Here is a 26,475-nt window from a genome sequence, read left to right as displayed (position 1 = left end):
ATCTGCATGAGCTGTTGAAAAATACCCATGAGTTATCGACCGACACTTGATGACCTCAATGCCTTCTCGGCAATCGTCACCCACAGCAGCTTTCGCAAGGCGGCCGGTGAACTCGGCCTGTCGCCTTCGACGCTGAGCCACATGATGCGCAATATGGAGGCGCGGATGGGCGTGCGCCTGCTGCATCGCACGACACGCAGCGTCGCGGCCACCGAAGCCGGCAAAATGCTTCTCGACAGGCTGAAGCCGGTCTTGCGCGATCTCGATCTGGCGCTCGATGCGGTCGGCGAATTCGGCGGACAGCCGAGCGGTACGCTACGCATCAACGCCAGCGAAATTGCCGCCCGCGTGCTGTTGAATGCCACCATTCCTCTCTTTCTCGAACGCTATCCGGGGATATCGCTCGATATCGTCACCGAAAACCGACTGGTCGATATTGTCGGCGACGGCTTCGATGCCGGCATCCGCCTGCGGGAATCCGTGCCGCTTGATATGATAGCGGTCGAATTCGGCGGCGAGGCACGTTTCCTCGCGGTTGCCTCATCAGCCTACTTGAAAAACCACAAGCGACCGAAGACGCCTGAGGACCTCAAGCGACACCGCTGCATCCGCCTGCGTATGCCGAGCGGCAAACTCTACCGCTGGGAATTTGAGAAACACGGCCAAGAAGTGACTGTCGAGGTATCGGGTGCGCTCACGCTCGATCACGTAGAACTGATGGCAGAAGCGGCGGCCAAAGGGCTCGGCATCGCCTATGTGCCGGAAAGGGTCGCGGGGCCCTATCTTGCCAGCGGTGAGATTATCTCTGTGCTTGACGACTGGTGTCCGTCGATCCCCGGACTCTGCCTCTATTATCCCGGTCACAGGCATGTGCCGCAAAGCCTCAGGGCTTTCATATCCGTGCTGACCGAAGTCGAGCGACAAGGTGCTTAGCCTCCCCGCGCGCATCACCCCTGCCCACTCTGTCTTGTCTGCTCCGCAGAGCGGAAGCGGGCCGGCGTTATGCCGCGTCTTGCCTTGAAAGCCTTGCCGAAGGCGGCTTCCGATTCATAACCGACCTCTGCAGCGATATCTGCAACCGTTCGGCGCGTCCTGAGCAGCAGGTCACTCGCCAGCATCATCCTGATATCGGTCAGGAACGCGCCGACCGTCATTCCCGCGCGCTCGCGAAATTGCCGGGCATAGGTAGCCCGCGACATGGCCGAATGACGGGCAAGATCATCGATCGTCCAGCCAAAGGCCGGCGAGGACATCATTGCCACGACGGATTTGCCGAGCCTGGCATCCCCAAGCAATTGCAGCAGCCCCGTGGACGCGACGGGCGAGACCTTGCCCGCCCTCACCGCCATGATGAAAAGCGAGAGACAGGTCGCGGTGATGATCGCCAAAGCTCCCGGCCTCTCTTCAGCGGTCTCCCTATAGAGCAAGGCGACCAACGTCTTCAGCAGCTCCTCCGACTCTTCGGTGAGCGATACGTGAAAGACGTCAGGCAGGCTATCGAGCAGCAAGGCAGCCGATCCCGGCGCGCAATCGAAATGACCACAGAGCAGGTCGACATCGGCCTCGCCTTCGCCGTTTTCGCGCAAAGGCAGCATGCCACCCGCGGCGATGCGCAGGGGCTGTGCTTCGCCGCGTGGCCGCAAGCCAACGATCGTATGCGCATCCCCGCGCGGCAGCAGCAGGAAATCGCCGGAGCCCAAGGTGATTTCACGACCGGAGCCGAGGTGAATGAGACAATCGCCGCCGAGGATCAGATGAAACGGTAGCGTACCTGCTGCAACGGGTTCGTGGTCGATATGAAACGCGCCCTGCAGCCGGCAGCGAATGTCGAGCGTCGGCTGCAGGCGGGCGAGTTCGATAAGGCGGCTTAAAACATCCATGAGACGATCGCGCTAGAAAATGACTTTTTTGAGCATTCAAACTATCATCTTTGAAGGTCATAGTCACTTCCGACAGCCGAGGCAATCACGCCGTCGCTGATATGAGAAGGAATGATTTTCATGTTGGATTGGAAGGAATATCGCGGCGAACTCCTGGGCCGGATCGGCGAAATCGCCAGGATCGTGCCAGAGACGATCAAAGGCTATCAAACCCTTTCGACCGCCGGACAGAAGACCAACCATCTCGACGCCAAGCAGCGCGAGCTGATCGCCCTTGCCGTCGCCGTCACCGTCCGTTGCGATGGCTGTATTGCCGTACATACGACCGAAGCCCAGAAAGTCGGCGCCACCAAGGAGGAAATTGCTGAGGCCCTCGGTGTCGCGATCTCCGTTAATGCCGGTGCGGCTCTTGTCTATTCGGCCCGCGTGATGGACGCTGCCGACGCCATTGCAAAGTAAAACATCCAAAGTGAACCGCTTGCCGCACCGGCAGGGCATGACCCTGCCGGACCAATCCGGAGAAACGAACATGTCGCTCCCCCGCATACCCGCTGCATTCTTTGGCATTGTTCTTGGCGTTGTCGGGCTCGGCAACAGCTGGCGCGCGGCCGCAGCCATCTGGCCGGTTCCGGCCAGCGTGGGCGAAGCCATCAGCCTTCTTGGCTTTGCCATCTGGCTCGTCCTCATCCTCCTCTACGCCGCGAAATGGTTTGTCGCGCCGAAGGAGGTGACGGCGGAACTTGAACATCCCATCCAGTGCTGCTTCGTCGGTCTGATCGGCGTCGCGACCATGCTGGCGGGACTTGCGATCCTTCCTTATTCGCGCATCGCAACTGAAGTTCTGGCTCTGGCGGGATTCGCCATCACCCTGTTTTTCCTGCTGTGGCGAACCGGTCTGCTCTGGCGTGGTGGGCGTGATCCGGTGACCAACACGCCGGTTCTTTATCTGCCGACTGTTGCCGGTTCTTTCGTCACCGCCATCGCTGCAGGCACGCTTGGTTATTCCGACTGGGGCCAGCTCGCCTTCGGCGCCGGTCTCTTTTCCTGGCTGGCGATCGAATCCGTCTTGTTGCACCGGCTGCTGATGGCGCCGGAGCTAGCCGCACCGCTGCGCCCGACTCTGGGCATCCAGCTTGCCCCGCCCGCCGTCGGCAGCGCCGCCTATCTGAGTGTGACGACCGGCATGCCCGATATGTTCGCGCATGCCATGTTCGGCTACGCCATCCTGCAGGTCCTGATCATCGGCCGCCAGCTGCCCTGGATCATGCAACAACCTTTCGCCGGCTCTTATTGGGCCTTCACCTTCGGCCTTACTGCGCTTTCGACAGCAGCACTGCGCATGACGGCACGCGGCGACACCGGCGCGATCAGCGAGCTTGCGCCCGTTATCTTCGTGCTGGTCAACATCGCGCTTGCGATCATTGCAGTCGGAACGCTCTGGCTGCTGGTGAGAGGCAAGCTTCTTCCCGCTCCCGTCCGGGCCTGAGAGCCTGCACAGCGCTAAACCCTTGCCACTTCCTGCTGCAGATCGACCACCGCCTTGATCGGCAGGTGGTCGGACGCCATGCGGGCAAGTGGAGTGTCATGCACCTCCACGGCGGAGATGATACCTTTCCGGTTGGCAATGATGCGGTCGAGCGCCAGGACCGGCAAGCCGGCAGGAAAGCTCGGAACGGCGGGCGGCAGCGGACCGAATGCCATCTGGAAGGTATTGAGGGACGAGCGGTCGCCGAGCCGCCATTCGTTGAGATCGCCAAGCAGGATGGTCGGCATTTCGTGACGGTCACTGATGAGATCAACCAGCGTCTTTGCCTGTTGCGCCCGCGAATGCCGCAGCAGGCCGAAATGGGCAGCGATGATGCGCAGCGTTCCGCCAGCTTCGAGCTCTATTTCCGCAACCAGCGCGCCGCGTGGTTCCAGCCCCGGCAGCTTCACCTGATGCACATCATGCACCAGACCTTTGCGGACAAGCACGACATTGCCGTGCCAGCCATGCGCCTTCGTCACACCCGGGATCGGAACCGGCACCAGCCCGGTCTCGCGCTCCAGCCGGGCGAGATCGAGAATGCCGGTCCGTTCGCCAAAGCGTGTATCGGCTTCCTGCAGTGCGATCACATCGGCATCGATCTCATGGATGACACGGCTCGTGCGTTCCGGATCGAAGCGTCGGTCAGTGCCGACGCATTTATGGACATTGTAGGAGGCGATCAGCGTACCGTCATTGCGCGGTTTCGGCCCCGCACGCCAGGTCTCAACGCGCTTCTTCCTATTCTTGATGGAAGCGATGATACTGGCGGGCAGACTGTCTTTCTTCTTGACTTGCATCGGAAGGAACGCCGGCTCCATTGCTCGAAAAGCTCTTTTTCAGGATTATAGGCAGCGCAGCAAAACTTGCCATGCCGCAATCACGAAAACTCTGTCAAAGATATGGGGAACCCAGCCACAGCACCTTTTCGAGGAGCCGCACCAGGAAGGGCCGCGACCACAGCCCCTCGAGCGTAACCGGCGTGGCGGACTTGATGGCATCGTCGATGCGCTCATCGATTTCGGCAGCAAAGCCGGCATTCAGCACTTCGAGATCGACTTCGAAATTCAGCCGCAGCGAGCGCGGATCGAGATTGGAGGAACCGACATAGGCCCAGGTTCCGTCGATAGAGAGAAGCTTGGAATGGCTGAAGCTGCCGGTCGAACGCCAAATGCGGCAGTAATTCTTGACGATCTGGTCGAACTGCGCCGTCATCGCCCGGTCGACCAGAACGAGATTGTTGGCGGCAGGCACAACGATATCAACCTCCACGCCACGCCGGGCTGCCGTCGTCAGCGCACTGATCAACTCCCGATCCGGCAGAAAGTAAGGCGACATGATCCGGATCGACTGGCGCGCTACGGAAAAGGCACCTATCAGCATCTTATGGTTCGTCTCCACGCTCCGGTCCGGTCCGGAAGCGACGACGCGCAAGAAGACCGGATCGCCACGCTTGCGCTCCAGTCGGTCGCCGCGCCAGACTTCACTGTTCAGAACTTCGCCTGTCGTGAAACGCCAGTCCTCGGCCGCGACGTCGAAGAGATCGGCAACCGCCGGGCCGCTGACGCTGAAATGCGTGTCATGGGCAAAACTTCCGCCGACCGCCTCCTCGCTGAAGCCTTCGCGGATATTCATGCCACCCGTCAGTGCGATCTTTCCATCCGCGATCAGGATCTTGCGGTGTGTGCGCAGGTTTGCGTAGGGCAACCTCAGGCCCATGATGACATTGCCATTGAAGACATCGACGGTCACGCCGCCGTCCTTCAGGTATCCGAGAATGCTCGGCACCGAATAGCGCGCACCAACCGCATCGATCAGCACGCGCACTTCCACGCCGCGCTTGACGGCTGCAATCAGCGCATCGGCGATGCGCAGCCCGATCCTGTCACGGTCGAAAATATAGGTTTCCAGCAGGATACTGCGCTCGGCGCCCTCGATTGCGGTCTTCATCGCCGCATAGGCTTCGTCGCCATTTTCCAGCATGTCGATCGTATTGCCCGTCGTCAACGGATAGCGCGTGACGCGATCGCCGAGCGTCTGCAGGGCAGCAAAACGCCGGCCGAACTGGCTGATGACTGCATCGGTCTCTGCGTCAAACTTTTCGAGCTCGTCCAGATCGGCGGCAGGCAGCAACGCGTCGCGGCGAAGGCTCAGCGACTTGCGGCGGATACGGTTGATGCCGGCAATCATGTAAAGCAGCGCGCCGATGATCGGCGAGAGGAGGATCACACCCACCCAGCCGGTCGCGGCCCGGACCTCTTCCTTGGTCATGGTGGCGTGGATCGCCGCCGCTGCCCCCATGGCAATGGAGATGACGAAGAGGATATGCGGCCAGTAGGTCGACAGCAGTTGGAACATCGCCACAGGATATAGCCGCGAATCGTCTGCGTTCAATCAGTACGCGGCCCGCTCCCAGCGCGAAATTTTCAGATGCTTAATTTGCCGGCTCAATATCGATGGCAAAGACGACGGAATGCGGCGGCAGCGCGCCATTCTCGGCAGGCTTTGCTTCCTTGCCGTAGCGCTCGTAGATTACCGTCCCGGCGACCGACGGCAAGACCATCCCCTGCCCCGACAAATTGGCGCGCAACGCCAAGGTCAAATTCGCAAACTTCCACCAAATGGCGACCGTCCCTTCGGACGCCTCAAGCGCGCCGCTCTCGATGGCCCAGCTCTGCCGCAGCAGCGGCACGATATAGGTCTTGCGCAGCTTCAGGAGCTCAGCGACGAAAGCCAGGCTTTTCCGCCCTTCTTCGTTCTCCCGCCATTGCCAGCCGAGTTTCGAATTCTCGAAAGTCGAAAGGGCGTTCGGATCGGGCAGATCGGCCGCGATCCTACCGGCTTTCAATCCGCCGAAACCCTCGGCTTCCGCCATACGACCCTCGCGGACTATTTTGGCGAGCTCACCCGCGTAATCGGTGAAGAAATAGAAGGGCTGCCTCTCCCCATACTCCTCCCCCATGAAGAGAAAGGGAATGTGCGGTGAGAGCAGGAGTATCGCTGTCAGCGCGTCCAGCATATCGGGATCGGAAAGGCTCACCAGCCGCTCGCCGAAAGCGCGGTTGCCGATCTGGTCGTGGTTCTGCAGGAAATCGACAAAGGCGGTCGGCGGCAGGTAGCGACGATCGCCGACAGGGAGTTCCGGCGGATCGGTTCGATCCGGATAGATGAAGCCATGCTGAAGCGCCAGGCGAAGCTTATGCCAGAGCTGATCGGCGAAAGGCTTGTAGTGGCCAATGGTTTCGCCGGTCGCGATGATGTGCGCCACATGATGGAAATCATCGTTCCATTCGGCCTCGTAAGCTTTGGGAGCGCCGTTCTCGTCACGGACCAGCAGTTCCACGAGATTGCGCTGGTCTTCGACGACGAGATGAACCTGCCTGTCGGCGAAGGTGGCTTTCACCTCTTCGGCCATGGCCGAAAGCACATGCTTTTCAGAGGTATCATGGATTTGCTCCACGGCATCGAGCCTGAGCCCATCCAGCCGGAATTCACCGATCCAGTAGAGCGCGTTCTCGATGAAGAAGCGCCGCACCGGCTCCCGCCCGAAATCGATCGCCGCTCCCCAGGGCGTTTCCCGGTCTTTGTGGAAGAAGCCGGGCGCATAGCTGTGAAGATAATTGCCCTCGGGTCCGAAATGATTGTAGACGACGTCGAGCAGCACCATGATGCCGAGGCCATGCGCCGTATCGATGAAGGCCTTGAAATCGGCCGGCGTGCCATAAGCGGAATGCGGCGCATACTGCAGCACACCATCGTAACCCCAGCCGCGATTGCCGGCAAATTGCGCAACCGGCATCACTTCGACAGCGGTGATGCCGATTTCCGCAAGATGCTTCAGCTTCTCCGCCGCAGCCCGGAACGTACCCTCGGGCGTAAAGGCACCGATATGGATTTCGCTGATGACGGCCTCTTGCCAGGGACGGCCGCGCCAGCGCGGATTCTGCCATTGGTAGCTTGGATCGACGATCAGAGACGGCCCATGCACGTTGCCGGCCTGCGCCCGCGACGCCGGATCCGGCACTGCTTTTCCATCAGGGAGGACGAACATGTACTGATCGCCGGCGGATGCTTCCGCAACAGTGGCTTCGAACCAGCCGCCACCGACGTCCTGCATCGGGATATCCTGGTCGCGGTGCCGCAGCGAGATCGCATTCTCACCCTGCGTCCAGAGACGAAAACGCGCGCCCCCACCCGCGAGCAGCTCTGCGCCCCAACGTCCCGTGCCTTCCGTGATCGCGCCTGTCTGTGAAATCTGGTTCATCCCTCACCCCGTGTGATTTCCATCAGCATCAAATTCCTGAGGCTGCGGGTTGTTCCGAACGGGCAGGAACAATCCGTAGCGCGATCGGTTGAGGGTGAAAGCCAACGGATTGCCGCCATGAACGTCGCACAGAAACTCGGCCCCGCCTTCACGCTTGAAAGCGCCGACGCTGCCAGCCTCGATCAGCTCAGACATCGAGCGGTGTCCAATATCAAGGCAACTAGAACGAGTTATTGCCTATAAATACTGCAACGCAAAAATATTCCCAATTTACTTGGCAAATCCACTTGAAACCGGCCCCATAGTCTGGAACCTTTTCAACGGTATCGCGTTCGAACGACGGCATGTTGTGACTGGAGATCAGCGATGGCAGAAACTCGGGAAGAGTGGATAAAGAAACGTGCATATGCCCTCTGGGAAGAAGAGGGACACCCGACGGGACGGGATTCCATCCATTGGGAACAAGCAAGGGCCGAGCATGACACGCTCAAGGGGGCTTCAAAATCTCCAAACGGCAAGGAAGTGAAACCTCGAGCGAAGCGGGCGGCGGCAGCCAAGACGGCGGCACCGGCAGTAGCGGCTGAGGTCACGAATGGCGGCGAAGCCAAGAAACCTGCCAAGAAGGCGGCAACAAACACAAAGACCAACGGCATCGTCAAACCGGCCCCGAAGCGGACAGCCGTACGCAAGTCGGCTTCCTGAAGAAAAATATTCAAATTGCAATGAAAAGGGCGCCTTCGCGGCGCCCCTTAGCTTTTTTTGTCATAAGTTTGAATTAGTTGCGCGCTAAGAAACTCATGAAGCGCCAGCTTCTATGCGGGGGTGACCACAAGCCGAATGAAACGTCCGTCTGGACAGCTTTTTAAAAAGGCTGCGTCCACCCCTCGAAACGGGGAACAAGAGTATCCTCCGGCTGTTTATGGGCAAACAGGGGAAGTTGCCGTGAACAACCATTTCGCCCATGCCCTTGCCATCCCAGTTCCTGCGGCCTCCGGCCGGGGTTTTCCAGCACAGGTGTGAGGGATGGAGATGTCGCTTCTTCTGATCGCCGCTTTGCTCTATGTCGGTTTCGCGCTGGGGCTCATCCTTCTGGTTGATAATATAGTCGGCGTATTTTTTCGCGATCCGCGCAAGCCGATCCAGATTCGTTCTTTTGCTCTGAGCCGCGCCTTCATCGCCTCGCAGAAGCTGGACCAAGAATAACAAACATAAACAGCTTTTTTGCGAGTAATCGGACGCTTTGCTCGGTTAACGATATTTGCAGCTCGCTCTTTCCCTCCTGCCCGACGCCTCTATTTTGTCGACGGTGGACCGGCAGACCCGGCTCGGGTGATGCCATAGTAAGATTGAAAGCGATTTTTGATGGCACGGGTTGGGGGGCGCTGGCCGGAAGGCGATAGCGAAATCGGGAATTTGTTGCGCCGGAATGGTTTGGATGCTGCAGGGATCGGGTCAGTCGAAGCATGGCCGAGTTCACTCCGGCATATCGCGGAAATGGTTGTCAATTCACGCCAGCCGAAATTCGTCGCCTGGGGTCCCGAACTCGCCTTCATCTATAACGACGCCTATGTCGCGATCTTTCCCGAACGGCATCCTGCCGCCCTCGGAAAGCCATTTCAGCAGGTGTGGTCGGATATCTGGCCGCAGTTCGAGCCGATCGTGGAAGCCACGCTTAACGGTCAGTCACAGCTCTACAAGGAGCTGCACGTTCCCATGCGGCGCGAGGGACAGACGGAAGACACCTGGTTCACCTTTTCCTATACGCCGCTACGGGACGATGACGGCAAGGTCGCCGGCATTCTCTGCGCGACGATGGAAGTGACGGACCAGGTGCTTGCCAAGCACCGAGAGCGCATCGCTTTGGATGAGGCGCGGGAAAAATCCGCAACACTCGCCGTCGTTAATAGGGCCGGCTCGGCGATTACCGCCGAACTCAATGTCGATCGCCTGACACAGATCGCGGTTGATGCAGGGGTAGCGTTGACGGGCGCCGAATTCGGCGCCTTCTTCTACAATGTCGATGATGGTGAAGGCGGCAGTTACATGCTTTACGCGCTGTCGGGTGTCGACCGGAAACATTTCGACAAGTTTCCGATGCCGCGCAACACCAAGGTTTTTGCACCGACTTTCAGCGGCGAGGGCGTCGTGCGCTCCGACGATATCCTGCTTGATCCACGCTACGGGCAGAATGCGCCACATTCCGGTATGCCGAGCGGCCACCTGCCTGTGCGCAGCTATCTCGCCGTGCCGGTCAAGTCACGCGACGGCAACGTCATTGGCGGGCTGTTCTTCGGTCACAGCCAGCCCGCCCGCTTTTCGGATGCTGCAGAGGCAAGCCTCGTCAGCCTGGCTGGCCAGTCTGCCGTCGCAATCGACAACGCCCGGCTCATCCGCGCTGCCGAACTTGAGATCGTCCAGCGCCGCGGGGCCGAGGCCCAGCTTCGCAAACTGAACGAAACGCTTGAGGTCCGTGTCGCCGCCGAAATCCTCGAACGCCAGCAGGCGGAAGCAGCCCTGCAGCAGGCGCAGAAGATGGAATCGATCGGCAAGCTCACCGGCGGCGTCGCGCACGATTTCAACAACCTGCTGCAGGTCATTTCAGGCAATCTCCAGCTTCTCGGCAAGGATGTGACGAATAATGGCCGGGCCAAGGAGCGCATCTCCAACGCGCTATCCGCCGTCGAGCGCGGATCGCGGCTCGCCAGCCAGCTTCTCGCCTTCGGCCGCCGCCAGCCGCTGGAGCCGAAGGTGATCAATATCGGCCGCCTCGTCTCTGCCATGGATGACATGCTGCGCCGCACGCTCGGTGAGGAAATCGAAGTGGAGACCATGCTCTCCGGCGGGCTCTGGAACAGTTTTGCCGACCCGATCCAAATCGAGAACGCACTGCTGAACCTTGCGATCAACTCCCGCGATGCAATGGATGGAGCAGGCAAACTGACGATCGAAGTGGGAAATGCCTTTCTCGACGATTCCTATAGCCGCACTCATCCGGAGGTCGCAGCCGGCCAATATGTGGTGCTCGCTGTGACCGACACTGGCTCAGGCATGCCACCGGAGATCATTGCGCAGGCTTTCGAACCGTTCTTCTCCACCAAACCGGAGGGCAAGGGCACCGGTCTCGGCCTTTCCATGGTCTACGGTTTCGTCAAGCAGTCCGGTGGTCATGTGAAGATCTACAGCGAGATCGGCGAAGGTACGACGGTGAAGCTCTATCTTCCCCGCTCCTTCCAAAGCGAGGACCGGATCACAACTGGCGACAACGTTCCCGCAACCGGCGGCACTGAGACGATTCTGGTCGCCGAGGATGATGAGGGCGTGCGTGCAACCGTCGTCGAGATGCTGACCGATCTCGGCTATTACGTACTGAAGGCCAAGGACGCGCAAAGCGCGTTGACCGTGATCGAAAGCGGCGCGCATATCGACCTGCTTTTTACCGACGTCGTCATGCCTGGTCCGCTGAAGAGCCCGGAGCTCGCACGCATGGCCCGCGAGCGCCTGCCCAACGTCGCCGTGCTTTATACGTCAGGTTATACCGAAAACTCGATCGTCCATGGCGGCCGGCTCGATCCTGGCCTGGAGCTCCTGTCCAAGCCATACACACGGGAGGCCTTGGCGCGGAAAGTCCGCCACGTCCTCGTCAACCAGGCGCAACGCCGCCATACTAACCCGGCACCGCTGCCGGGCAGCGAGCAACCGGGCGAGATCGTCCAGGCCAGGCTGAAGCTTCTGCTGGTCGAGGACGATGCCTTCATCCGCATGGATACTGCCGAAATCCTGCGGGATCTCGGCTATGACGTGATCGAAGCCGACAGCGGAGAACAGGGCATCGAACTCCTGCGCAGCGCAGATACGAATACAGATATTATCGTTGCCGATGTCGGCTTGCCGGGCATGTCCGGCCCGGCCTTCGCAGCGCTGGCGCGCAAAGCTTTCCCGTCGGTCGGCCTCGTCTTTGCGACTGGCAACAGCAATCTGCCGGATGCGAACCGCTTTTCCGGTTCCGTGCTGCTACCAAAGCCGTTTACCACCGCAGCACTCGACCGCGCTGTGAAGACCGCTGCCCGCCAGCGCCCCATTGCCTAGGCCCTGACTGCGTCAGGACCTTCAAGTTGCGGATATTTCCCAAACGGGCGGCGGCCGGGACGGCCTCGGAACTTTTTAGATGGCCAGCGGTTGAGCCTCTTTCGAACCAGAGGAGGCAGCCATGCCGAGAGGTGACAAATCCGCTTATACCGATAAGCAGAAGAGAAAGGCCGAGCATATCGAGGAAGGCTATGAGGACCGCGGCGTCTCCCAAGGGGAGGCTGAACGCCGTGCATGGGCAACCGTCAACAAGGAAAGCGGCGGCGGCAACAAATCAGGCTCCGGGCGCGGCAAGAAGGATACGAACGAATCCTCCGAAAAGGGCGGACGGATCGGCGGCCACGCCTCCGCATCCCGCTCGAAGGAAGAACGTTCCGCTTCCGCCAAGAAGGCAGCCGCCACCCGCAAGCGCAACGAACACCCCACCCATCACTGACGGCACCATCAGACACCAGCACGGTGTGGCCTCGCGCCGCATGCCGCTGCTCTAAAGGACACTCGCAATGGCGAAGAGCAAGCAGAAATGGTCACAGGGTGTCACCGAAAACAGTGACGCCATGGACCTCAAGGAAGGTGTCTTCACATCCAACGATCCGAAGAAGATCGCCGCTTCCCTGAAACACTCGGCCGAAAACAGCAACCGGCGCAAATCGAGCCCCTTCCGGTCGGCTATGTCGATGCTGAATTTCTACATCAACCGTGCCGGAGACCAGTTGACGAAGAAGCAGAAGGGCACACTTGAAAAGACGAAGGACGAACTTCGCAAGGATTTCGGCCGCGAAACAAGGCGTTAAAGACATTACGAGGGCAAATGACTTACGAGCTTTATTATTGGGACGGCATCCAAGGCCGTGGAGAATTTGTGCGGCTGGCACTTGAGGAAGCGGGTGCCGACTATATCGACATTACCCGCCAGTCCGGTCGCGGGCGCGGCACCGGCGCGATGCTGAGCATCATGCAGAGCAATAGCGAAGCGCATATTCCCTTCGCCCCACCCTTCCTCAAGGAAGGCGATCTCATCGTTCCGCATGTCGCCAACATTCTGCTGTACCTCGGCCCCAAACTCGGCCTGGCGCCTGATGACGAAGGGCTGCGCTATGTCGTAAACGGGTTGCAGCTCACGATCACCGATTTCGTCGCCGAGGTGCATGACACACATCACCCGATTGCCACCTCGCTCTACTACGAGGACCAGAAGGAAGAAGCCAAGGCCCGCTCGGCCGATTTCATCAAGGAGCGCATCCCAAAATTCCTCGGCTATTTCGAGCGCGTGCTGCGGCAGAATCCCCATGGCTCCAAACATGTAGCCGGCAATGCACTGACTTATGTGGACCTGTCGCTCTTCCAGATCGTCGAGGGTCTCGCTTATGCCTTTCCAAAGGCGATGGGCAGCTACCGCAGCAAATATCCGCTGCTAGCCGCCCTCCATGACAGCGTCGAGCATCGCCCCAACATCGCCCGCTATCTGAAATCCGACCGCCGCCTGCCTTTCAGCACGGAAGGCATTTTCCGCCACTATCCGGAACTCGACATGGATGCGCCCTGATCAGGCATTGCTTTCAATTTTTCGAGAACGATCGGCATTGCCATCGGTTTTGTCTTCGATCCAGAATTTGAAATGTCGAGAGGTCGAGGAGGGCCGCCACGAGAACGTGTCGCCATACTCGCCTGTTGAACGCGTAATCTGCGGCTTCGCCGCGGGTTCTTTTTATTCACTCGGGAGTGGTGTGGCGCGTCAGGAAATCCAGCATGCGGTTCTCATCCGCCCGAAGCCCACGCAGGGGTTCGCTACAGCCCTCCTCCAGCGTCTCATCCTTGGCTGAAAGCGCAATGATTGCCGGGTGGATGTAGCTGGAGCGCGAGATCGCCGGCGTATTATGCAGGACGTCGGCCGCAGCTTCCGACATCTCCTTGACGGTCGGCCGTCGTCCTTCCGATATGGCGTTGCGCGCCGCGCCGAAAGCGGCAAGCGAACCTGCCCATGTGCGGAAGGTCTTGGCGGAAATGGCAATGCCCGAGATGTCAGCGAGATAGGCATTCAGCCGGCCGGAATCGATCGGTTTCAGCGCACCTGTCGCGTCTTTCCAGACGAAGAGCTGCCTGCCCGGCAGATCGGCGATCTCTTCCAATATCTTCTGCAGGCGTGGATGCTTGAGGCTGCGCTGCACGCGCTTGCCGCCCTTGGCGCGGAATTTCAATTCGATGCGACCGTCAACGATCTTCAAATGGCGCTTCAGCAGCGTTGTTGCACCATAGGTATCGTTCTCCTTCACATAGGCCTGGTTGCCGACGCGCAGATGCGCTTCGTCGAGCAATATCGTCAGGGCTGCAAGCACACCGTTGATGTCCTCTGCGCCGGTATCGAGATGGCGCAGCACCGTTCGCCGGATCTTCGGCAGTGCATTGCCGAACTCGATGAGTTGATGGAATTTGCCGGTGCTGCGGAAGGCCTGCCAATCCTTGTGATAGCGATACTGTTTGCGGCCACGGACATCGAAGCCGGTGGCCTGCAGATGACCGTTCTCGTCAATGCAGATCCACACATTTTCATAGGCCGGCGGCAGGCCGAGCGCATGGATACGGGCCCGCTGGATCTCGTCGGCCAGTGTTTTCCCGTCTGGCAGCGTATAGCTGAAGCCCTTGCCTTTTCGTCGTCTGCGGATACCCGGTTCGGTATCGCTAACATAAATCAGACCAAGCTCAGTGATGACGTCGGCATTCATTGCTTGCTACTGATCCGTCATCTGCTCCGCCGACCGAAATGGAACCACCTGCGCCGTTCGGCCTTGCTTGCATCCTTTGGCGGCCGCGTCTGCCCCCTCGGCGCAAAGACTGCAATGCTTTGGGCATAAACCATGACGGGACCTTCCTGCTCATGGAGCTTGAAAGCATCCTCCTCAGCGCCGGTATCGAGTACACGCGCCCAGTGCTTCAGGCCGTTGACCTCGGGCAAATGCACCTCGCAATCACCGCCGGCGTTGAAGACCAGATAGAGATCATCCATCTCCTCGGTATCGGGGGAATGTGCACTCGTCGAGAGATAGACGCCGAGCACTTGAAGTCCGTCGTCGTTCCAGGCGCCGTCATCCATGAAACTGGCGTCCGGCTTGTACCAGGCGATTTCGATCCGCCCGTCCTCGGTACTGTCGCCTGTCAGAAAGCGCTCCTGCCTCAGCACCGGATGCGCCTTGCGGAACGCGACGACCTTGCGGCAGAAAGAAAGGAACGGATCATCGAGGCCGTCCCATTTCGTCCAGCCAATCTCATTGTCCTGACAATAGGCATTGTTGTTGCCGCCCTGACTGTTGCCGACCTCATCGCCGGCAAGGATCATCGGCACGCCCTGGGAGAGCATCAAGGTCGCCATCATGTTACGGCGCCGGCGTACTCGCAGCCGGTTGATGTCCTTGTTATCGGTCACGCCCTCGGCACCCATATTGTCCGAATGATTGTCTGAATGACCGTCCCTATTGTCCTCGCCATTTGCCTCATTGTGCTTTTCGTCGAAGGAAACCGTATCCATCAGCGTAAAGCCGTCATGCGCCGACAGCAGATTAATTGATGATGTCGCCCCGCGAGCCGAGTGATTGAACTGCAACGCCGAGCCGGTGATGCGCTGCGAGATCTCCGACACCATTCCGCCGTCTCCCTTCCAGAAGCGGCGTACATCGTCACGGAACTTATCGTTCCACTCGCGGAAAGGATGCGGGAAGCCGCCGACCTGATAGCCGCCGGCTCCGACATCCCAAGGTTCGGCGATCAGCTTGACCCCGGCAAGGATCGGATCCTGGCGGATCGCGCCGAAGAACAGGCCCTGCCGGTCGAATTCCATATCCTGACGGCCGAGCGTGCTGGCAAGATCGAAGCGGAAACCATCGATATGCATGGCGCCGACCCAGTAACGCAGACTGTCCAGCACCATGCGCATGACCATCGGATGAGCAACGTTCAGCGTATTGCCGGTGCCTGTCGTATCGAAAGTATGGCGCGGATCGTCGGGCGAGAGGATGTAGTAGCTTGCGTTGTCGAGACCGCGGAAAGACATCGTCGGCCCCTTCTCGCTGCCCTCGGCCGTGTGGTTATAGACGACGTCCATGATGACTTCGATGCCGGCGGCATGGAACTTCCTCACCATGGTCTTGATCTCAATGATCTTGTCACCCGAGAGATAGCGTGCCTGCGGTGCGAAGAAACCGAGCGTCTGGTAGCCCCAGTAATTCGTGAGCTTCTTCTCTTCGAGATAGCGGTCGTTCGGGAAGAACTGGATCGGCAGCAGCTCGATCGCGGAAATGCCGAGCTTCACGAGATGATCGATGATCGGATCGCTGCACATGCCGAGAAAGGTGCCACGCAATCTGTCCGGCACTTTCGGATGCAGCATCGTCAGTCCCCGGACATGCGCCTCATAGATGATTGTTTCCGGCCATGGCCGCCGGATCGCTTCCTCACCGGCCCAGTCGAAATCCGGATCCTGAACGACACCCTTGACCATGTAAGGCGCGCTATCGCGCTCGTCGAAGGAAAGATCGTCCTTGCCGATCGTATAACCATAGAGCGCGTCGTTCCATTTGAGATCGCCGAGCACCTGCTTGGCATACGGATCGAGCAGCAGCTTGTTGGCATTGAAGCGATGGCCGTTCTTCGGGTCGTAAGGACCGTGCGCGCGGTAGCCATAGACCGTGCCAGGGCCGACGCCGGCAATGTAGCCAGACCAGATATCACCCTCGCGCTTCGGCAGCGGCAACCGGGCAATCTCTTTCTTGCCATCGGGAGAGAACAGGCAGAGTTCCAACTGTTCTGCGTGCGCGGAGAAAACCGCAAAATGGGTGCCTGAACCGATATATTCCGCCCCCAGCTCCGGTTTCAGGAAGTCGAGTTCGGAAAAGGAAAAGCTCATGACGCCCCCGCTTGATGAATGGCCAAGCGGGAAACGTCATTGCAGTGCGAAAGTTCCCTCAGTTTGCGTCGTTTTGGTCCAGATCAGGGCATTAGCTGGCCGCCATTGACCTCGATGATCTGACCGGTGATGTAACCTGACAAGGTCGGCGAGGCGAGAAAGAGATAAGCGCCGACGCAATCTTCCGACGTGCCGACGAAGCCCATTGGAATGGATTTGCGCTGCAGTTCCATCTGCTCGTCATTCGTATAGCGCTCGTGGAAGGGCGTGGCGATGACGCCCGGCGCGACCGCATTGACACGGATCTTGTCGGCGACAAATTCCTTGGCGTGGCCGTGGGTGATCGTCGAGACGAAACCCTTCGAAGCCGCATAGAGAATTGCACCATTGCCGCCGCCATTGCGCGCCGCAATCGAGGTCGTGTTGATGATGAAACCGCCCTGCTTCTTCAGCCAGGGATGGGCAGCGCGCGTTGCCGCCAGCACCGAGCGGGCATTGAGGTTCATGACCTTCTCATAATGCTCATCGGTATATTCCGAAGTCGGCTTGCGGCCGAGCATGCCGCCGGCATTGTTGATCAGGCCGTCGAGATGGCCGAAGGTCTTGGCCGTCTCTTCGACGACACGCTCCGTCTCACCTTCCCGCGAGACGTCGCCATGCACCAGATGCACCGTACCCCCAGCTGCCCTGATCTCCTCGGCAAGCTTTTCGGCCGGTTCACGGCTGGCATTGTAGTGCACGCCGACCTTGACGCCCTGGGCGGCCAGAGCGCGGGCGACGGCAGCGCCGATGCCTGTCGAGGCGCCGGTGATCAGCACGGCCTTGCCGGCGAGGTCTGGAATTCTGATGGATGCAAGCAATTGAGCAAGATCTGCCATGGCGACGATAGCCTCCCGAAAAACCAAGGACATAGGTGATGAAACGATATGTGCCAGTCTTAGCAGGCGAGATCGTGGAAGGGCAATGCACGAAAGAGCGAGATGGGCAAGCCTGCGGCAACGGGTGCTTCCGTTGACAAATGACCGGCAGGCCATAGTCTCAGCCTTCGGTCCGCGGTGAGGGTTGCGGCTCTTTGAGGGGAAGACATGCTCAAGCGCGTGAGATGGCTGCTTTTTCTGGGCCTTGCCCTCGGTCCTTCTGCATACGGGCCTGCAGATGCCCAGACACTCGACACGATCAGGCAGAGCAAGATCATCCGTCTCGGCTATATCGCCGACGAGAAGCCCTTCTCCTTCAAGAAGGCGGACGGCAGCCCTGCCGGCTATGCGATCGATCTCTGCCGCCGCATCGCCGATGAGATCGGCCTTAACGTTTCCGGCCTCAAGAAGAACTATATCGAGACGACGCTGTCTGATGGTTTCGGCGCGGTGAAGGACGGCAAGATCGATCTGCTCTGCGGTGCGACCACGATCAATCTTGCACGACGCGAAAACGTCGACTTCTCCCAGCCTATCTTCCTGACGGGTGCCAGTGCGCTCCTGCGCAAGGATTCACCCGATTACCTGCAGATTCTCTTTCTCGACAAGCGCCCCGTCAGCGCTGTCGACCTGAAGTCGCCCGCTCAGAGCTCGATCGGCGTGCGCGCCGGCACGACGACCGGTGCAACGCTGCGCGACGCCATTGGTCCCGACGTGCCGCAGACCCGCATCGTCGACTTCCCGACGCATGAGGACGGTTTGAAGGCGCTTGAGGAGCACAAGATCGATGCCTATTTTGCCGACCGGTCCCTTCTCATCGGCCTTGCCGACCGGGCGGGCAACCCTTCCAAACTCGAGCTCGGCAGCCGCCTTTTCACCCATGAGCCCTATGGCATCGCGATGCGGCGGGACGATTCCGACTTCCGGCTTCTCGTCGACCGCACGTTGACGGGCCTCTACACCTCGAACGATTTCCCAAAGCTGCTCAAGACCTATTTCGGCGCCGAGGCACCGGCCCTGCGCAGCGAAATCATGATGCAGTCGATCCCCGAATAGGCCGCTCTCAGACCCGTTCGAGCGCCACGGCGATGCCTTGGCCGACCCCGATGCACATGGTCGACAGCGAATAACGACCGCCGGTTTCACCAAGCTCCAGTGCCGCGGTGCCGGTGATGCGGGCACCCGACATGCCGAGCGGATGGCCGAGCGCAATCGCACCGCCATTGCGGTTTACGCGCTGATCGTCATCGGCAATGCCGAGCTCGCGTAGAACGGCAAGCCCCTGGCTGGCAAAGGCTTCGTTGAGCTCGATCACATCAAACTGTTCCTGCCTCATGCAAAGCCGCGTCATCAGCTTTCGCGAAGCCGGGACGGGGCCGATGCCCATGACGCGCGGCGGGACAGCCCCGGCCGCACCTCCGAGAATACGGGCAATCGGCGTCAGGCCATATTTCCTGGCCGCAGCTTCCGAAGCGATGATGAGGGCAGCCGCTCCGTCATTGACGCCGGAGGCATTGCCGGCCGTTACCGTACCGCCCTGACGGAAGGGCGTTGGCAGCTTGGCGAGCGCTTCCATGCTGGTTGCGCGCGGATGTTCGTCCTTCTCGACGATGATCGGATCGCCCTTGCGCTGCGGGATGGTCACCGAGGTGATTTCCTTGGCCAGCCTACCGCTTGCCTGAGAGGCCGCAGCCTTGGCCTGTGAGCGTACGGCAAAGGCGTCCTGATCCTCGCGGCTCACTTTGTAATCCTCGGCAACGTTCTCGCCGGTTTCCGGCATGGAATCGACGCCATACTGCTTCTTCATCAGAGGATTGATGAAGCGCCAGCCGATCGTCGTGTCGTGGATTTCGGCAGAGCGCGAAAAAGCGGTATCGGCCTTCGGCATCACGAAGGGGGCTCGCGACATGCTTTCCACGCCGCCGGCAATCATCATTTCGGCTTCGCCTGATCGGATGGCGCGCGCCGCGGTGATAAGGGCATCCATGCCCGAGCCGCAGAGCCGGTTGATCGTTGTGCCCGGCACAGAGACCGGAAGGCCGGCGAGAAGCAGCGACATTCGGGCGACATTACGATTGTCCTCGCCCGCTTGATTGGCGCAGCCGAAGACGACGTCATCGACCGCTTCCCAGTCGACGGAAGCGTTCTTCGCCATCAGCGCCTTCAGCGGAATGGCGCCGAGATCATCGGCGCGCACGGAGGAGAGCGAGCCGCCATAACGGCCAATGGGCGTGCGGATATAATCGCAGATAAAGGCTTCGGTCATGGACTTGTCCTCAGAGTTTGGGAACGATGAGATCGGCAACCGGCCCCTCGATATGGAGCGGCGCACCGGTCATGGCCTGCAGTTCCTCGACCGACATCGCGGCAAGTTTCTCGCGCAGCACGAAACGCCCGTCCTTGATGTCGATGACGGCATGGCTCGTATAGATGCGGGTGATGCAAGCCACCCCCGTCAGCGGGAAGGTGCATTTGTCGACCAGCTTCGGCTCACCATTCTTGGTAACATGCTCGGTGATGACGCAGACCTGCTTGGCACCATGGACCAGATCCATGGCGCCGCCGACGGCCGGCACACCCTTGGCGCCGACGCGCCAATTGGCGAGATCGCCGTTTTGAGCGACCTGATAGGCGCCGAGGATCGCGACATCGAGATGGCCGCCGCGTACCATGGCAAAGCTGTCGGCGTGATGGAAGAAGGCTGCACCCGGCTTCAGCGTCACTGCCTTCTTGCCGGCATTGATAAGGTCCCAATCCTCTTCGCCTGACGGTGGCGCCTCGCCGAAGTTGAGGATGCCGTTTTCCGTATGGAAGATCGCCTGCCGGCCCGGCGGTTGATAGCGGGCAACCATTTCCGGAAAGCCGATGCCGAGGTTCACATAGGCGCCGTCGGCGATGTCCTGCGCCGCCCGCCAGGCGATTTGGGCGTTGGAGAGCTTGATGTCTTCTCTAATGTCGACGGTCATACGTAGGCCACCCCGGCTCGAATAAGCTCTTCTTCCTGTTGCGGATTGGCGATCTCAACGAGGCGGTCGACGAAGATGCCGGGTGTGACGACATGCTCAGGATCGATGCCGCCGGCCGGCACGATGCTCGAGACCTGCGCGATCGTCTTGGCAGCCGCCATGCACATCAGCGGGTTAAAGTTCCGGCCGGCCTTGTTGTAGGTGAGGTTGCCATGGGTATCGCCGACATGCGCCTTGACGATCGCAAAATCGGCCTTCAGCCAACGTTCCTGCACATAGTGGCGGCCGTCGAACTCGGCGATGACCTTGCCTTCTGCAAGCTCGGTCCCATAGCCGGTCGGTGTATAGAAAGCAGGAATGCCGGCTCCGCCGGCGCGGATCCGCTCGGCGAGCGTTCCCTGCGGCACGAGCTCCAGCTCGATTTCTCCGGCAAGGTATCTATCGGTGAAGGCACGCGGATCGGACGAGCGCGGGAAGGAGCAAATCATCTTCCTGACCATGCCGGCATCGATCATGGCGGCGATACCGATGCGGCCATTGCCGGCATTGTTGTTGATGACCGTGAGGTTCTTCGGGCCCTTATCGATCAGGGCGTGAATGAGCTCGATCGGCGCACCCGAACCTCCAAAGCCACCAATCATGACGGTGGCGCCATCGCCGATTTTGGAGACGGCGTCAGCCGCGCTCCCGATTGTCTTGTCCATGCGGGATCTCTCCTTGCCGGATGAGGCCTCCTCGTGCCTCCCTGACAACAGGCATAAAGCGAGAGCCATCCCGACGGCAAGAATTTTGTGCGTTATTTGATATTTGTTCGTATATCGCACAGAATAAATTCGCGTGCGGAACTGTCACGCGTGAATCCGGGACGTAAGTTCTGTCCCTAGAGACCCAGGTTTGGCAGTCAGGTGCCAATAGATTTGGCCAAAAATCATCGCGTTCGCGCCGGAGCGCCATTGTCGGGCTCGCATCGGCAGCGCGGATCAAAATGCCGGTCTTTGGTCCGTTGATGATCAAGGCGGCGCTTGCGCGTTATCTTCAGACGCTGTCCTTACTGCTCGACAATGCTGTCGCGATGCCCGAGGCGCTGTCCCTTGCGGCGGACGCTTGCACGATTGCGAGCTACCGCCAGAGGCTCTCGGTCATGCGCGAAGCAGTGATTATGATGCCCAAGCTCATGGCGACGGCCATCATCGCGCCTCGTAGCGATGAGGTCTGGGCGGGGCGGGGAGCGTTGCCGATGGCGAGAAGGTGCAGGCGTATCGCGAAGATCGAGCCTGCTCACAACTCCGTCTTGCCCTCCTCCACCCGCTCCCGCCTCGCCTGCAGTCGGTCGAACTTGCCAAAATCGGTCATGATGCTAACGAGAACGCTTCCAGTCCAACCGAAGGTGAACAGGCCCGACATCCCGATGATCGGGCCGAGCAGACGCCATCGGTCTGGAAGGCTGACGTTGCCCTCGCCGAGAGTGGTATAGCTTTCGAGGACGTAATAGTAGCTATCGCGCATCGAAGGGATAATGTCCCTGACATACAGGGGAACTGCCCAAATAAGAGTCTCCGCGAAGTGCAGAACCGCTAGCGCGGCGATTGTTACGGCGAGCATCAAATTCAGCCGCCAATGCGGCGTGGCTGCGGTGACGTGTGCCCAGGACTTGCTGAACTGAAGCCCGATGCTTCGGATTCCGACGCCATGCACAAAGATCACAACGATCAAAAACACGGTGCCTACAAGAATCTCCAGAACTGGATTCGGGTGGGTGAGATGGTCCAATCGTTTGCGTCCTCAGTGTTCAGCCTGCGGTGGGACGCGTCGTGCGAGCGTCCCACGACCGAACCCAGCGCGAGCATGGATTTTGCCCTAAGTGCTAGTAGCAGGGCGGATACGGATAATAGCCACACGCCGGAGGCGGGTAATAACGTCGCTCCGCAGCGGCCGCACCAATCGCCGCCCCCGCCACGACGCCCGCCCCATAGTACGCGCCTGGATGGGCGTACCATCCGCCACGCCAAACCGGCGCGCGGAACCCAGCGCCTCCCACGGCGACGCCCCCATAGGGACCACGTGCCGCGAACCAGTCGATAAATAGCGATGCGGGCCCATCGGCTCCGGCGAGGTCCCCTTCGAGCACTGCTACGTCGAACGTCAGGTCTCCGCCCTCAAGCTTCGGCGTCTTCAGGACGACCACGGCGTCGGCAACGGAATCACCCTTGGCGCTGAGCACCGATATCGTTGCGTTGGGTGGGTCCTTCGCGAAGCTGTCGGGCCCCTCACCCCATTGCTTGATGAACTCGGAGGTCAGCACGTGGCCCGCCGATCGGACCGGGCGGTCGGCAAACACGATCGACACCGCCGAGATGCCACTCATCGTTAGCTTGCCACCCTCGAGCTTCGCCCCACCGGAATTCAGCACGGCAAGCGACGGCACCATTTTTGACTTGGTCGCGCCTATCGTCTTTTCCGCTGGAGCCGAAATGGCGTCCTGCGCGAAGACCGGCGATATCGCTAGAAGGCTCGCCGCGACGGCGATCATGCTTATTGCTGAGAGTCTTAGCATCATGCATCCTCCGTTTGATCATGACCACTCCCTATTTCAGGAGCCCAAGATTGATCAGTTGAACGCGCCTGTTGTCGGCAGACTCCGGATGACCGGGATCGATCGGCCATTCCTCACCGGCCCCAACCGAGAACAGGCGATCAGGCGAAACTGCGAAGGTCGTTGACAGCGCCTCGTTGATCGCGTCGGCGCGCTTCTGACTGAGTTCCAGATTGTGCTTGGCGCTTCCTGTCGAGCTGGAATGCCCGACGATCAGGAATTTGTATCGGAACAGGTCCGGGTGGTGCAGCGCGTCCGCAATCAGGCCCACCGTCCGATAGGATTTTGGCTCTATGGCGGTCGAGTTGTTCTCGAAATCGATCTCCACGATCAACTGCGACAGCTCCGACAATTTGCTCCAGTTAGGGAGTGCTGCGACGCCCTTGCCGACATTGGCGTTGGCTTCCTCCACGAGGAGCGCGACGTCGACTGCGGGTGCTGCCGACTTCACTTGCCCGAGCGTGCTCATGATCTGACCGTTGTCGAGCTGCTGGGCGGAAGCAATGCACGGGGCCAGAAGCAGGCCGAGTGCCAAAGTTATTCGAAGGCCATGAACTATCATCTTGTTTCCCCTGTCCTCGGTTATGGTTCAACGCCATCCAGCGTCGGTGATTGCCTGGTTGCATGCCCGGTTGTCGACACGCTTCGTCTCGACGAGGCAGGAAAGGATATTGCCGTCGCCCTTCACGCCATTGCAGTACTGGGAGATGTCATGCTGGCAGACCTTGAACACCGACGCCTGCGCTTGCTGACGCTGCGCGATCGACGTCATGACGCTTCCGAGGGTCGATGTGCAGGTCGGTGAGACCTTCGAGGCGTTTTTCTCGAGGCACGCCTGGATGCGGCCGTTTCCAAGGTTCTCGCCGTTGCAGAACTTCTTGATGTCGGCCTCGCATTCCTTTGCAAGGGTCGTCACCGCGTCCGCGTAGCTGATCGTGTCTGCCCTCCCGACAGCGGTCAGAGCGAGGAAGGCGGTAAGCGCCACCCACGCAAATATGGCAATTCTTTCTCTCATCATTGTTTCCATCCCTGGAGCGATTGATCTGAAATACTCATGCTTTGATATGCGGTGGTCTTTATCGTCTTCGCGGTTTGAACTGAACGATCGCGGCCCTGTCGAGTGCCTCTCCGATCTCGATCCGCATGCTATCGATCAATTCCCGGTACTCGGCGAGCCGCTCGTCGCGCTCCGGAGAGGTGGACTGCTCCCATCGCTCTTTCTCGTTGACGGCAATTTCGAAATCGTCGCAGAGGTCGCGAAACCCCTCGTTGCGCGCGGCGAGTTCATCAATGACTTTGTCGCGCTTCTCGAAGGCGCGCTTTACGAATCCAACACCGTTCCCCATGCGGTTTTATCCATTCGTATATGTCGCCTGACATCAGGCGCTCATGACGTATTCGGCTCCCGATTTAGAACGCAGCCACCCGCTCGACGAACCAGAATGCCGACATCGCACCGATTGCGTATGTCGCCGTCGTGAAGGCATTCCGTCTCAGCCACTCCGGATATCTCGTCTGCCTCACCAACGCGATTAACCCGATCACAGCGGCGATGAACATCAACTGCCCGATCTCGACGCCCACATTGAAGAACAGCAAGGCAAGCGGAATGTCCCCTGACGGAAGGGCCAGTTCAGACAGTGCCCCCGCGAAACCCAGCCCGTGCAGCAGCCCGAACGCAAAGGCGACTAGCCAAGGGCGTTTCGCAGTGAGGCCGGCCTGCCCATTCTGGATTTGAATGATCTCGCAGGCGAGCAGCAGGATACTGAACGCGATCGCGGCTTCCACGGGCGGCCCGGGAACGTGCACAAAGCCAAGTGTTGCCAGCGTCAGTGTGATGGAATGCGCCGCGGTAAACGCCGTCACCGTCCACAAAAGCGCCCGCCAGCTTCGTACGATGAACATCAGCGCCAGGACGAAGAGAAGATGGTCGTAGCCAAAAAGGATGTGCTCGATGCCGTGCACGATGAATATCCTCGCCACATCGAGCCGTCCAGGTCGAGCCGTGACGTCGACCCACGGCTGGGATGGATGGATCATGGCCGTCATCACGGTCCCGTCCAGCAGGCGGGTACGCACCAGCACGTCGGTAATCGTTGCCTGCAGACCTACGAATTCGACGCGCTTGCCCGCAAGGCTCCCGTCCACCGTTTCGACGATGCGGCTCTCCACAAGAGAATCCGGAAGTTCGCGCTCGGCAGGTGGCGTCACGTTGCGAACACTGTCGGGGAACCGCAAGGCCACGGGAAGGCGCATGCCCGAAAGCAGGGGTGTGCGCCAGACGACCTTGAAGCGGTTGGCCGTCATCTCGTCGATCTGAAGATAGGCGGGTCGTATCTCATGTGCTGTAGCCAGCCCAGCTTGCGCCAGGAAGGCAGTGACAGCCAGGAATATCGTTGCCACTATTCGCCTGACGTTCATTGTGCCGACACCTCAAGTCCCAGATTGTACCCAGGGGGAACCTGCAAGTCTTGGAAGTCTGCTGCTTCGATTGGGGGAACAATGACAGAATAGCGGGACCGCATCTCCTCCAGGGAGGCGCGCTTTATTTCTTGATACTGGTCCTGAACCCAGCCGGCCTTCACGTTGGGCATTACCTCAGCGTAGGTCGGAATGCGTCCCGGCTCGATGGAGTCGATCCAGATGAGATGCCATCCGTAGCCCGATTTGACGGGACCGACCCACTTGCCCGCCGGAAGCTGGAACAGAGCCTTGGAAAACTCGGGTCCGAACTCCTTCGACATCTGGTCGGGAGTCGCGTCGCCATAGTGGTTCTGGAACATGAAGGGGTCGCCGACCGCGGCAACTTCGCTCGAGTCCGGCAATTTGCCCACTATGGCAGTCAGAGCTTCCGTCGCGGCCTCCTCGGTACGCTTCCCGTGTCGGTCCGTGGAAAAGTAGAGATGGCGGAAGGTAGCATGCGCGGGCAGCGCGAAGGTCTCCGCGTTCTTCTCGAACCATGCCTTCAGGTCGGCATCCGTCGGTTCCTGCATCGAGGCTACGTCGGAGGCGAGGAAGTCCATCTTTTGCGCCAGTCTGCGCTTGACCACCTCGTCGTCGCGATCAAGACCGAGAGCTACGGCTTCCCGGAAGAGGATTTCCTGCGTCACCTTCTGGTCGACGAGACTGCGAATCTGCTCGGGTGTCGGGGACGAGCGTCCCTGCGCCAGCCAACTGATCGCCAGTTGCCGCAGGTCGTCCTTCGTCAGAACGATCTGGTTCGTATTCGCCGCCTCTTCCTGTGACGGCGTCAGCAGGTGGTATGCGCCGAACAGGACCGCACCAACGACGAGGAAATGGAGCAGCGGTTCGCGGAGGACTCGCCGCCACCCGCTCATTGGCGACTC

At 59.9% G+C, this 26,475-nt stretch carries 28 protein-coding genes; 10 read left to right on the top strand and 18 right to left on the bottom strand.

The features are described 5' to 3' along the window. Positions 1-27: 27 nt before the first annotated feature. On the top strand, positions 28-933 hold the full coding sequence (locus tag AB8B33_RS26725) for a LysR family transcriptional regulator (protein WP_439017683.1): 906 nt from the start codon (positions 28-30) through the stop codon (positions 931-933). 14 nt (positions 934-947) lie between these two features. Here AB8B33_RS26725 and AB8B33_RS26720 read toward each other — a convergent pair whose 3' ends face one another. Then, entirely contained in the window at positions 948-1,880 is a 933-nt protein-coding gene (locus tag AB8B33_RS26720) for an AraC family transcriptional regulator (protein ID WP_439017682.1), read from the bottom strand. A 120-nt stretch (positions 1,881-2,000) separates the two neighbouring features. Between AB8B33_RS26720 and AB8B33_RS26715 the strand changes: the two genes are divergently transcribed. Together AB8B33_RS26715 and tehA are read left to right on the top strand one after the other, a co-directional pair. Continuing rightward, a complete protein-coding gene (locus AB8B33_RS26715) occupies positions 2,001-2,339 on the top strand; it encodes a carboxymuconolactone decarboxylase family protein (RefSeq protein WP_113323707.1) in 339 nt (112 codons plus the stop codon). Between the two features lie 70 nt (positions 2,340-2,409). Beyond that, entirely contained in the window at positions 2,410-3,366 is a 957-nt protein-coding gene (gene tehA, locus AB8B33_RS26710) for a dicarboxylate transporter/tellurite-resistance protein TehA (RefSeq protein ID WP_439017681.1), read from the top strand. Between the two features lie 14 nt (positions 3,367-3,380). Here tehA and AB8B33_RS26705 read toward each other — a convergent pair whose 3' ends face one another. The 4 genes from AB8B33_RS26705 to AB8B33_RS26690 all read right to left on the bottom strand — a co-directional run bounded on the left by AB8B33_RS26705 (position 3,381) and on the right by AB8B33_RS26690 (position 7,864). Beyond that, a complete protein-coding gene (locus AB8B33_RS26705; protein ID WP_439017680.1) occupies positions 3,381-4,205 on the bottom strand; it encodes an endonuclease/exonuclease/phosphatase family protein in 825 nt (274 codons plus the stop codon). Between the two features lie 94 nt (positions 4,206-4,299). Next, positions 4,300-5,763, bottom strand: coding sequence for a phospholipase D-like domain-containing protein (locus AB8B33_RS26700; RefSeq protein WP_439018857.1), 1,464 nt, complete (start codon positions 5,761-5,763; stop codon positions 4,300-4,302). Positions 5,764-5,839: 76 nt separating this feature from the next. Continuing rightward, positions 5,840-7,669, bottom strand: a complete 1,830-nt coding sequence (gene treZ / locus AB8B33_RS26695) for a malto-oligosyltrehalose trehalohydrolase (RefSeq protein ID WP_439017679.1) — start codon at positions 7,667-7,669, stop codon at positions 5,840-5,842. A gap of 3 nt (positions 7,670-7,672) precedes the next feature. Next, positions 7,673-7,864: a hypothetical protein gene (locus tag AB8B33_RS26690; RefSeq protein WP_439017678.1), complete on the bottom strand. Its 192-nt coding sequence runs from the start codon at positions 7,862-7,864 to the stop codon at positions 7,673-7,675. Between the two features lie 171 nt (positions 7,865-8,035). Between AB8B33_RS26690 and AB8B33_RS26685 the strand changes: the two genes are divergently transcribed. From AB8B33_RS26685 to AB8B33_RS26660, 6 genes are all read left to right on the top strand, one after another. Beyond that, positions 8,036-8,371: a DUF2934 domain-containing protein gene (locus tag AB8B33_RS26685; RefSeq protein ID WP_439017677.1), complete on the top strand. Its 336-nt coding sequence runs from the start codon at positions 8,036-8,038 to the stop codon at positions 8,369-8,371. Positions 8,372-8,692: 321 nt separating this feature from the next. After that, on the top strand, positions 8,693-8,872 hold the full coding sequence (locus AB8B33_RS26680) for a hypothetical protein (RefSeq protein WP_439017676.1): 180 nt from the start codon (positions 8,693-8,695) through the stop codon (positions 8,870-8,872). 159 nt (positions 8,873-9,031) lie between these two features. Next, positions 9,032-11,755, top strand: coding sequence for a response regulator (locus AB8B33_RS26675; RefSeq protein ID WP_439017675.1), 2,724 nt, complete (start codon positions 9,032-9,034; stop codon positions 11,753-11,755). A 121-nt stretch (positions 11,756-11,876) separates the two neighbouring features. Continuing rightward, on the top strand, positions 11,877-12,191 hold the full coding sequence (locus AB8B33_RS26670; RefSeq protein ID WP_113323702.1) for a plasmid stabilization protein: 315 nt from the start codon (positions 11,877-11,879) through the stop codon (positions 12,189-12,191). A 67-nt stretch (positions 12,192-12,258) separates the two neighbouring features. Continuing rightward, entirely contained in the window at positions 12,259-12,549 is a 291-nt protein-coding gene (locus AB8B33_RS26665) for a DUF3175 domain-containing protein (protein ID WP_439017674.1), read from the top strand. A 17-nt stretch (positions 12,550-12,566) separates the two neighbouring features. Further along, the gene (locus tag AB8B33_RS26660; RefSeq protein ID WP_439017673.1) at positions 12,567-13,301 is read left to right on the top strand and encodes a glutathione S-transferase; all 735 of its coding nucleotides are present in this window, start codon (positions 12,567-12,569) and stop codon (positions 13,299-13,301) included. Positions 13,302-13,467: 166 nt separating this feature from the next. Here the strand turns inward: AB8B33_RS26660 and AB8B33_RS26655 are convergent, their stop codons facing one another. The 3 genes from AB8B33_RS26655 to AB8B33_RS26645 form a co-directional block, all read right to left on the bottom strand. Further along, positions 13,468-14,478, bottom strand: coding sequence for a DNA topoisomerase IB (locus tag AB8B33_RS26655; RefSeq protein WP_439017672.1), 1,011 nt, complete (start codon positions 14,476-14,478; stop codon positions 13,468-13,470). A gap of 17 nt (positions 14,479-14,495) precedes the next feature. Next, the gene (gene glgX / locus AB8B33_RS26650) at positions 14,496-16,652 is read right to left on the bottom strand and encodes a glycogen debranching protein GlgX (protein ID WP_439017671.1); all 2,157 of its coding nucleotides are present in this window, start codon (positions 16,650-16,652) and stop codon (positions 14,496-14,498) included. Between the two features lie 83 nt (positions 16,653-16,735). Next, complete coding sequence (locus tag AB8B33_RS26645; RefSeq protein ID WP_113323697.1) at positions 16,736-17,530, bottom strand: SDR family oxidoreductase; 795 nt, start codon at positions 17,528-17,530, stop codon at positions 16,736-16,738. 207 nt (positions 17,531-17,737) lie between these two features. Here AB8B33_RS26645 and AB8B33_RS26640 point away from each other — a divergent pair, with 207 nt between their 5' ends. Continuing rightward, positions 17,738-18,625 carry an amino acid ABC transporter substrate-binding protein gene (locus AB8B33_RS26640; protein ID WP_439017670.1) on the top strand — a complete coding sequence of 296 codons (888 nt, stop codon included), beginning with the start codon at positions 17,738-17,740 and terminating at the stop codon, positions 18,623-18,625. A 7-nt stretch (positions 18,626-18,632) separates the two neighbouring features. Here the strand turns inward: AB8B33_RS26640 and pcaF are convergent, their stop codons facing one another. From pcaF to AB8B33_RS26590, 10 genes are all read right to left on the bottom strand, one after another. Next, positions 18,633-19,835, bottom strand: coding sequence for a 3-oxoadipyl-CoA thiolase (gene pcaF / locus AB8B33_RS26635; RefSeq protein ID WP_439017669.1), 1,203 nt, complete (start codon positions 19,833-19,835; stop codon positions 18,633-18,635). A gap of 10 nt (positions 19,836-19,845) precedes the next feature. After that, positions 19,846-20,535, bottom strand: a complete 690-nt coding sequence (locus tag AB8B33_RS26630; protein WP_439017668.1) for a CoA transferase subunit B — start codon at positions 20,533-20,535, stop codon at positions 19,846-19,848. After that, on the bottom strand, positions 20,532-21,239 hold the full coding sequence (locus AB8B33_RS26625) for a 3-oxoacid CoA-transferase subunit A (RefSeq protein ID WP_439017667.1): 708 nt from the start codon (positions 21,237-21,239) through the stop codon (positions 20,532-20,534). Before AB8B33_RS26625 ends, AB8B33_RS26630 begins: the two co-directional genes overlap by 4 nt. Before the next feature lie 574 nt (positions 21,240-21,813). Then, positions 21,814-22,305: an ion channel gene (locus AB8B33_RS26620; RefSeq protein WP_439017666.1), complete on the bottom strand. Its 492-nt coding sequence runs from the start codon at positions 22,303-22,305 to the stop codon at positions 21,814-21,816. Positions 22,306-22,399: 94 nt separating this feature from the next. Further along, positions 22,400-23,092, bottom strand: a complete 693-nt coding sequence (locus AB8B33_RS26615) for a hypothetical protein (RefSeq protein ID WP_405049706.1) — start codon at positions 23,090-23,092, stop codon at positions 22,400-22,402. 28 nt (positions 23,093-23,120) lie between these two features. Further along, complete coding sequence (locus tag AB8B33_RS26610; protein WP_310382462.1) at positions 23,121-23,690, bottom strand: OmpA family protein; 570 nt, start codon at positions 23,688-23,690, stop codon at positions 23,121-23,123. Between the two features lie 27 nt (positions 23,691-23,717). After that, complete coding sequence (locus AB8B33_RS26605; protein ID WP_439017665.1) at positions 23,718-24,146, bottom strand: cysteine rich repeat-containing protein; 429 nt, start codon at positions 24,144-24,146, stop codon at positions 23,718-23,720. A gap of 58 nt (positions 24,147-24,204) precedes the next feature. Further along, the gene (locus tag AB8B33_RS26600; protein WP_439017664.1) at positions 24,205-24,474 is read right to left on the bottom strand and encodes a hypothetical protein; all 270 of its coding nucleotides are present in this window, start codon (positions 24,472-24,474) and stop codon (positions 24,205-24,207) included. A gap of 64 nt (positions 24,475-24,538) precedes the next feature. Continuing rightward, positions 24,539-25,549 (bottom strand): HupE/UreJ family protein, encoded by a 1,011-nt coding sequence (locus AB8B33_RS26595; protein ID WP_439017663.1) that lies wholly within the window; start codon positions 25,547-25,549, stop codon positions 24,539-24,541. Beyond that, complete coding sequence (locus AB8B33_RS26590; protein ID WP_439017662.1) at positions 25,546-26,466, bottom strand: peptidyl-prolyl cis-trans isomerase; 921 nt, start codon at positions 26,464-26,466, stop codon at positions 25,546-25,548. Before AB8B33_RS26590 ends, AB8B33_RS26595 begins: the two co-directional genes overlap by 4 nt. Positions 26,467-26,475 lie beyond the last annotated feature (9 nt).

The sequence above is a fragment of the Rhizobium sp. 768_B6_N1_8 genome, assembly GCF_051811225.1.
Lineage (GTDB): Bacteria > Pseudomonadota > Alphaproteobacteria > Rhizobiales > Rhizobiaceae > Rhizobium.
This window is presented reverse-complemented; position numbering and strand designations above follow the sequence as displayed.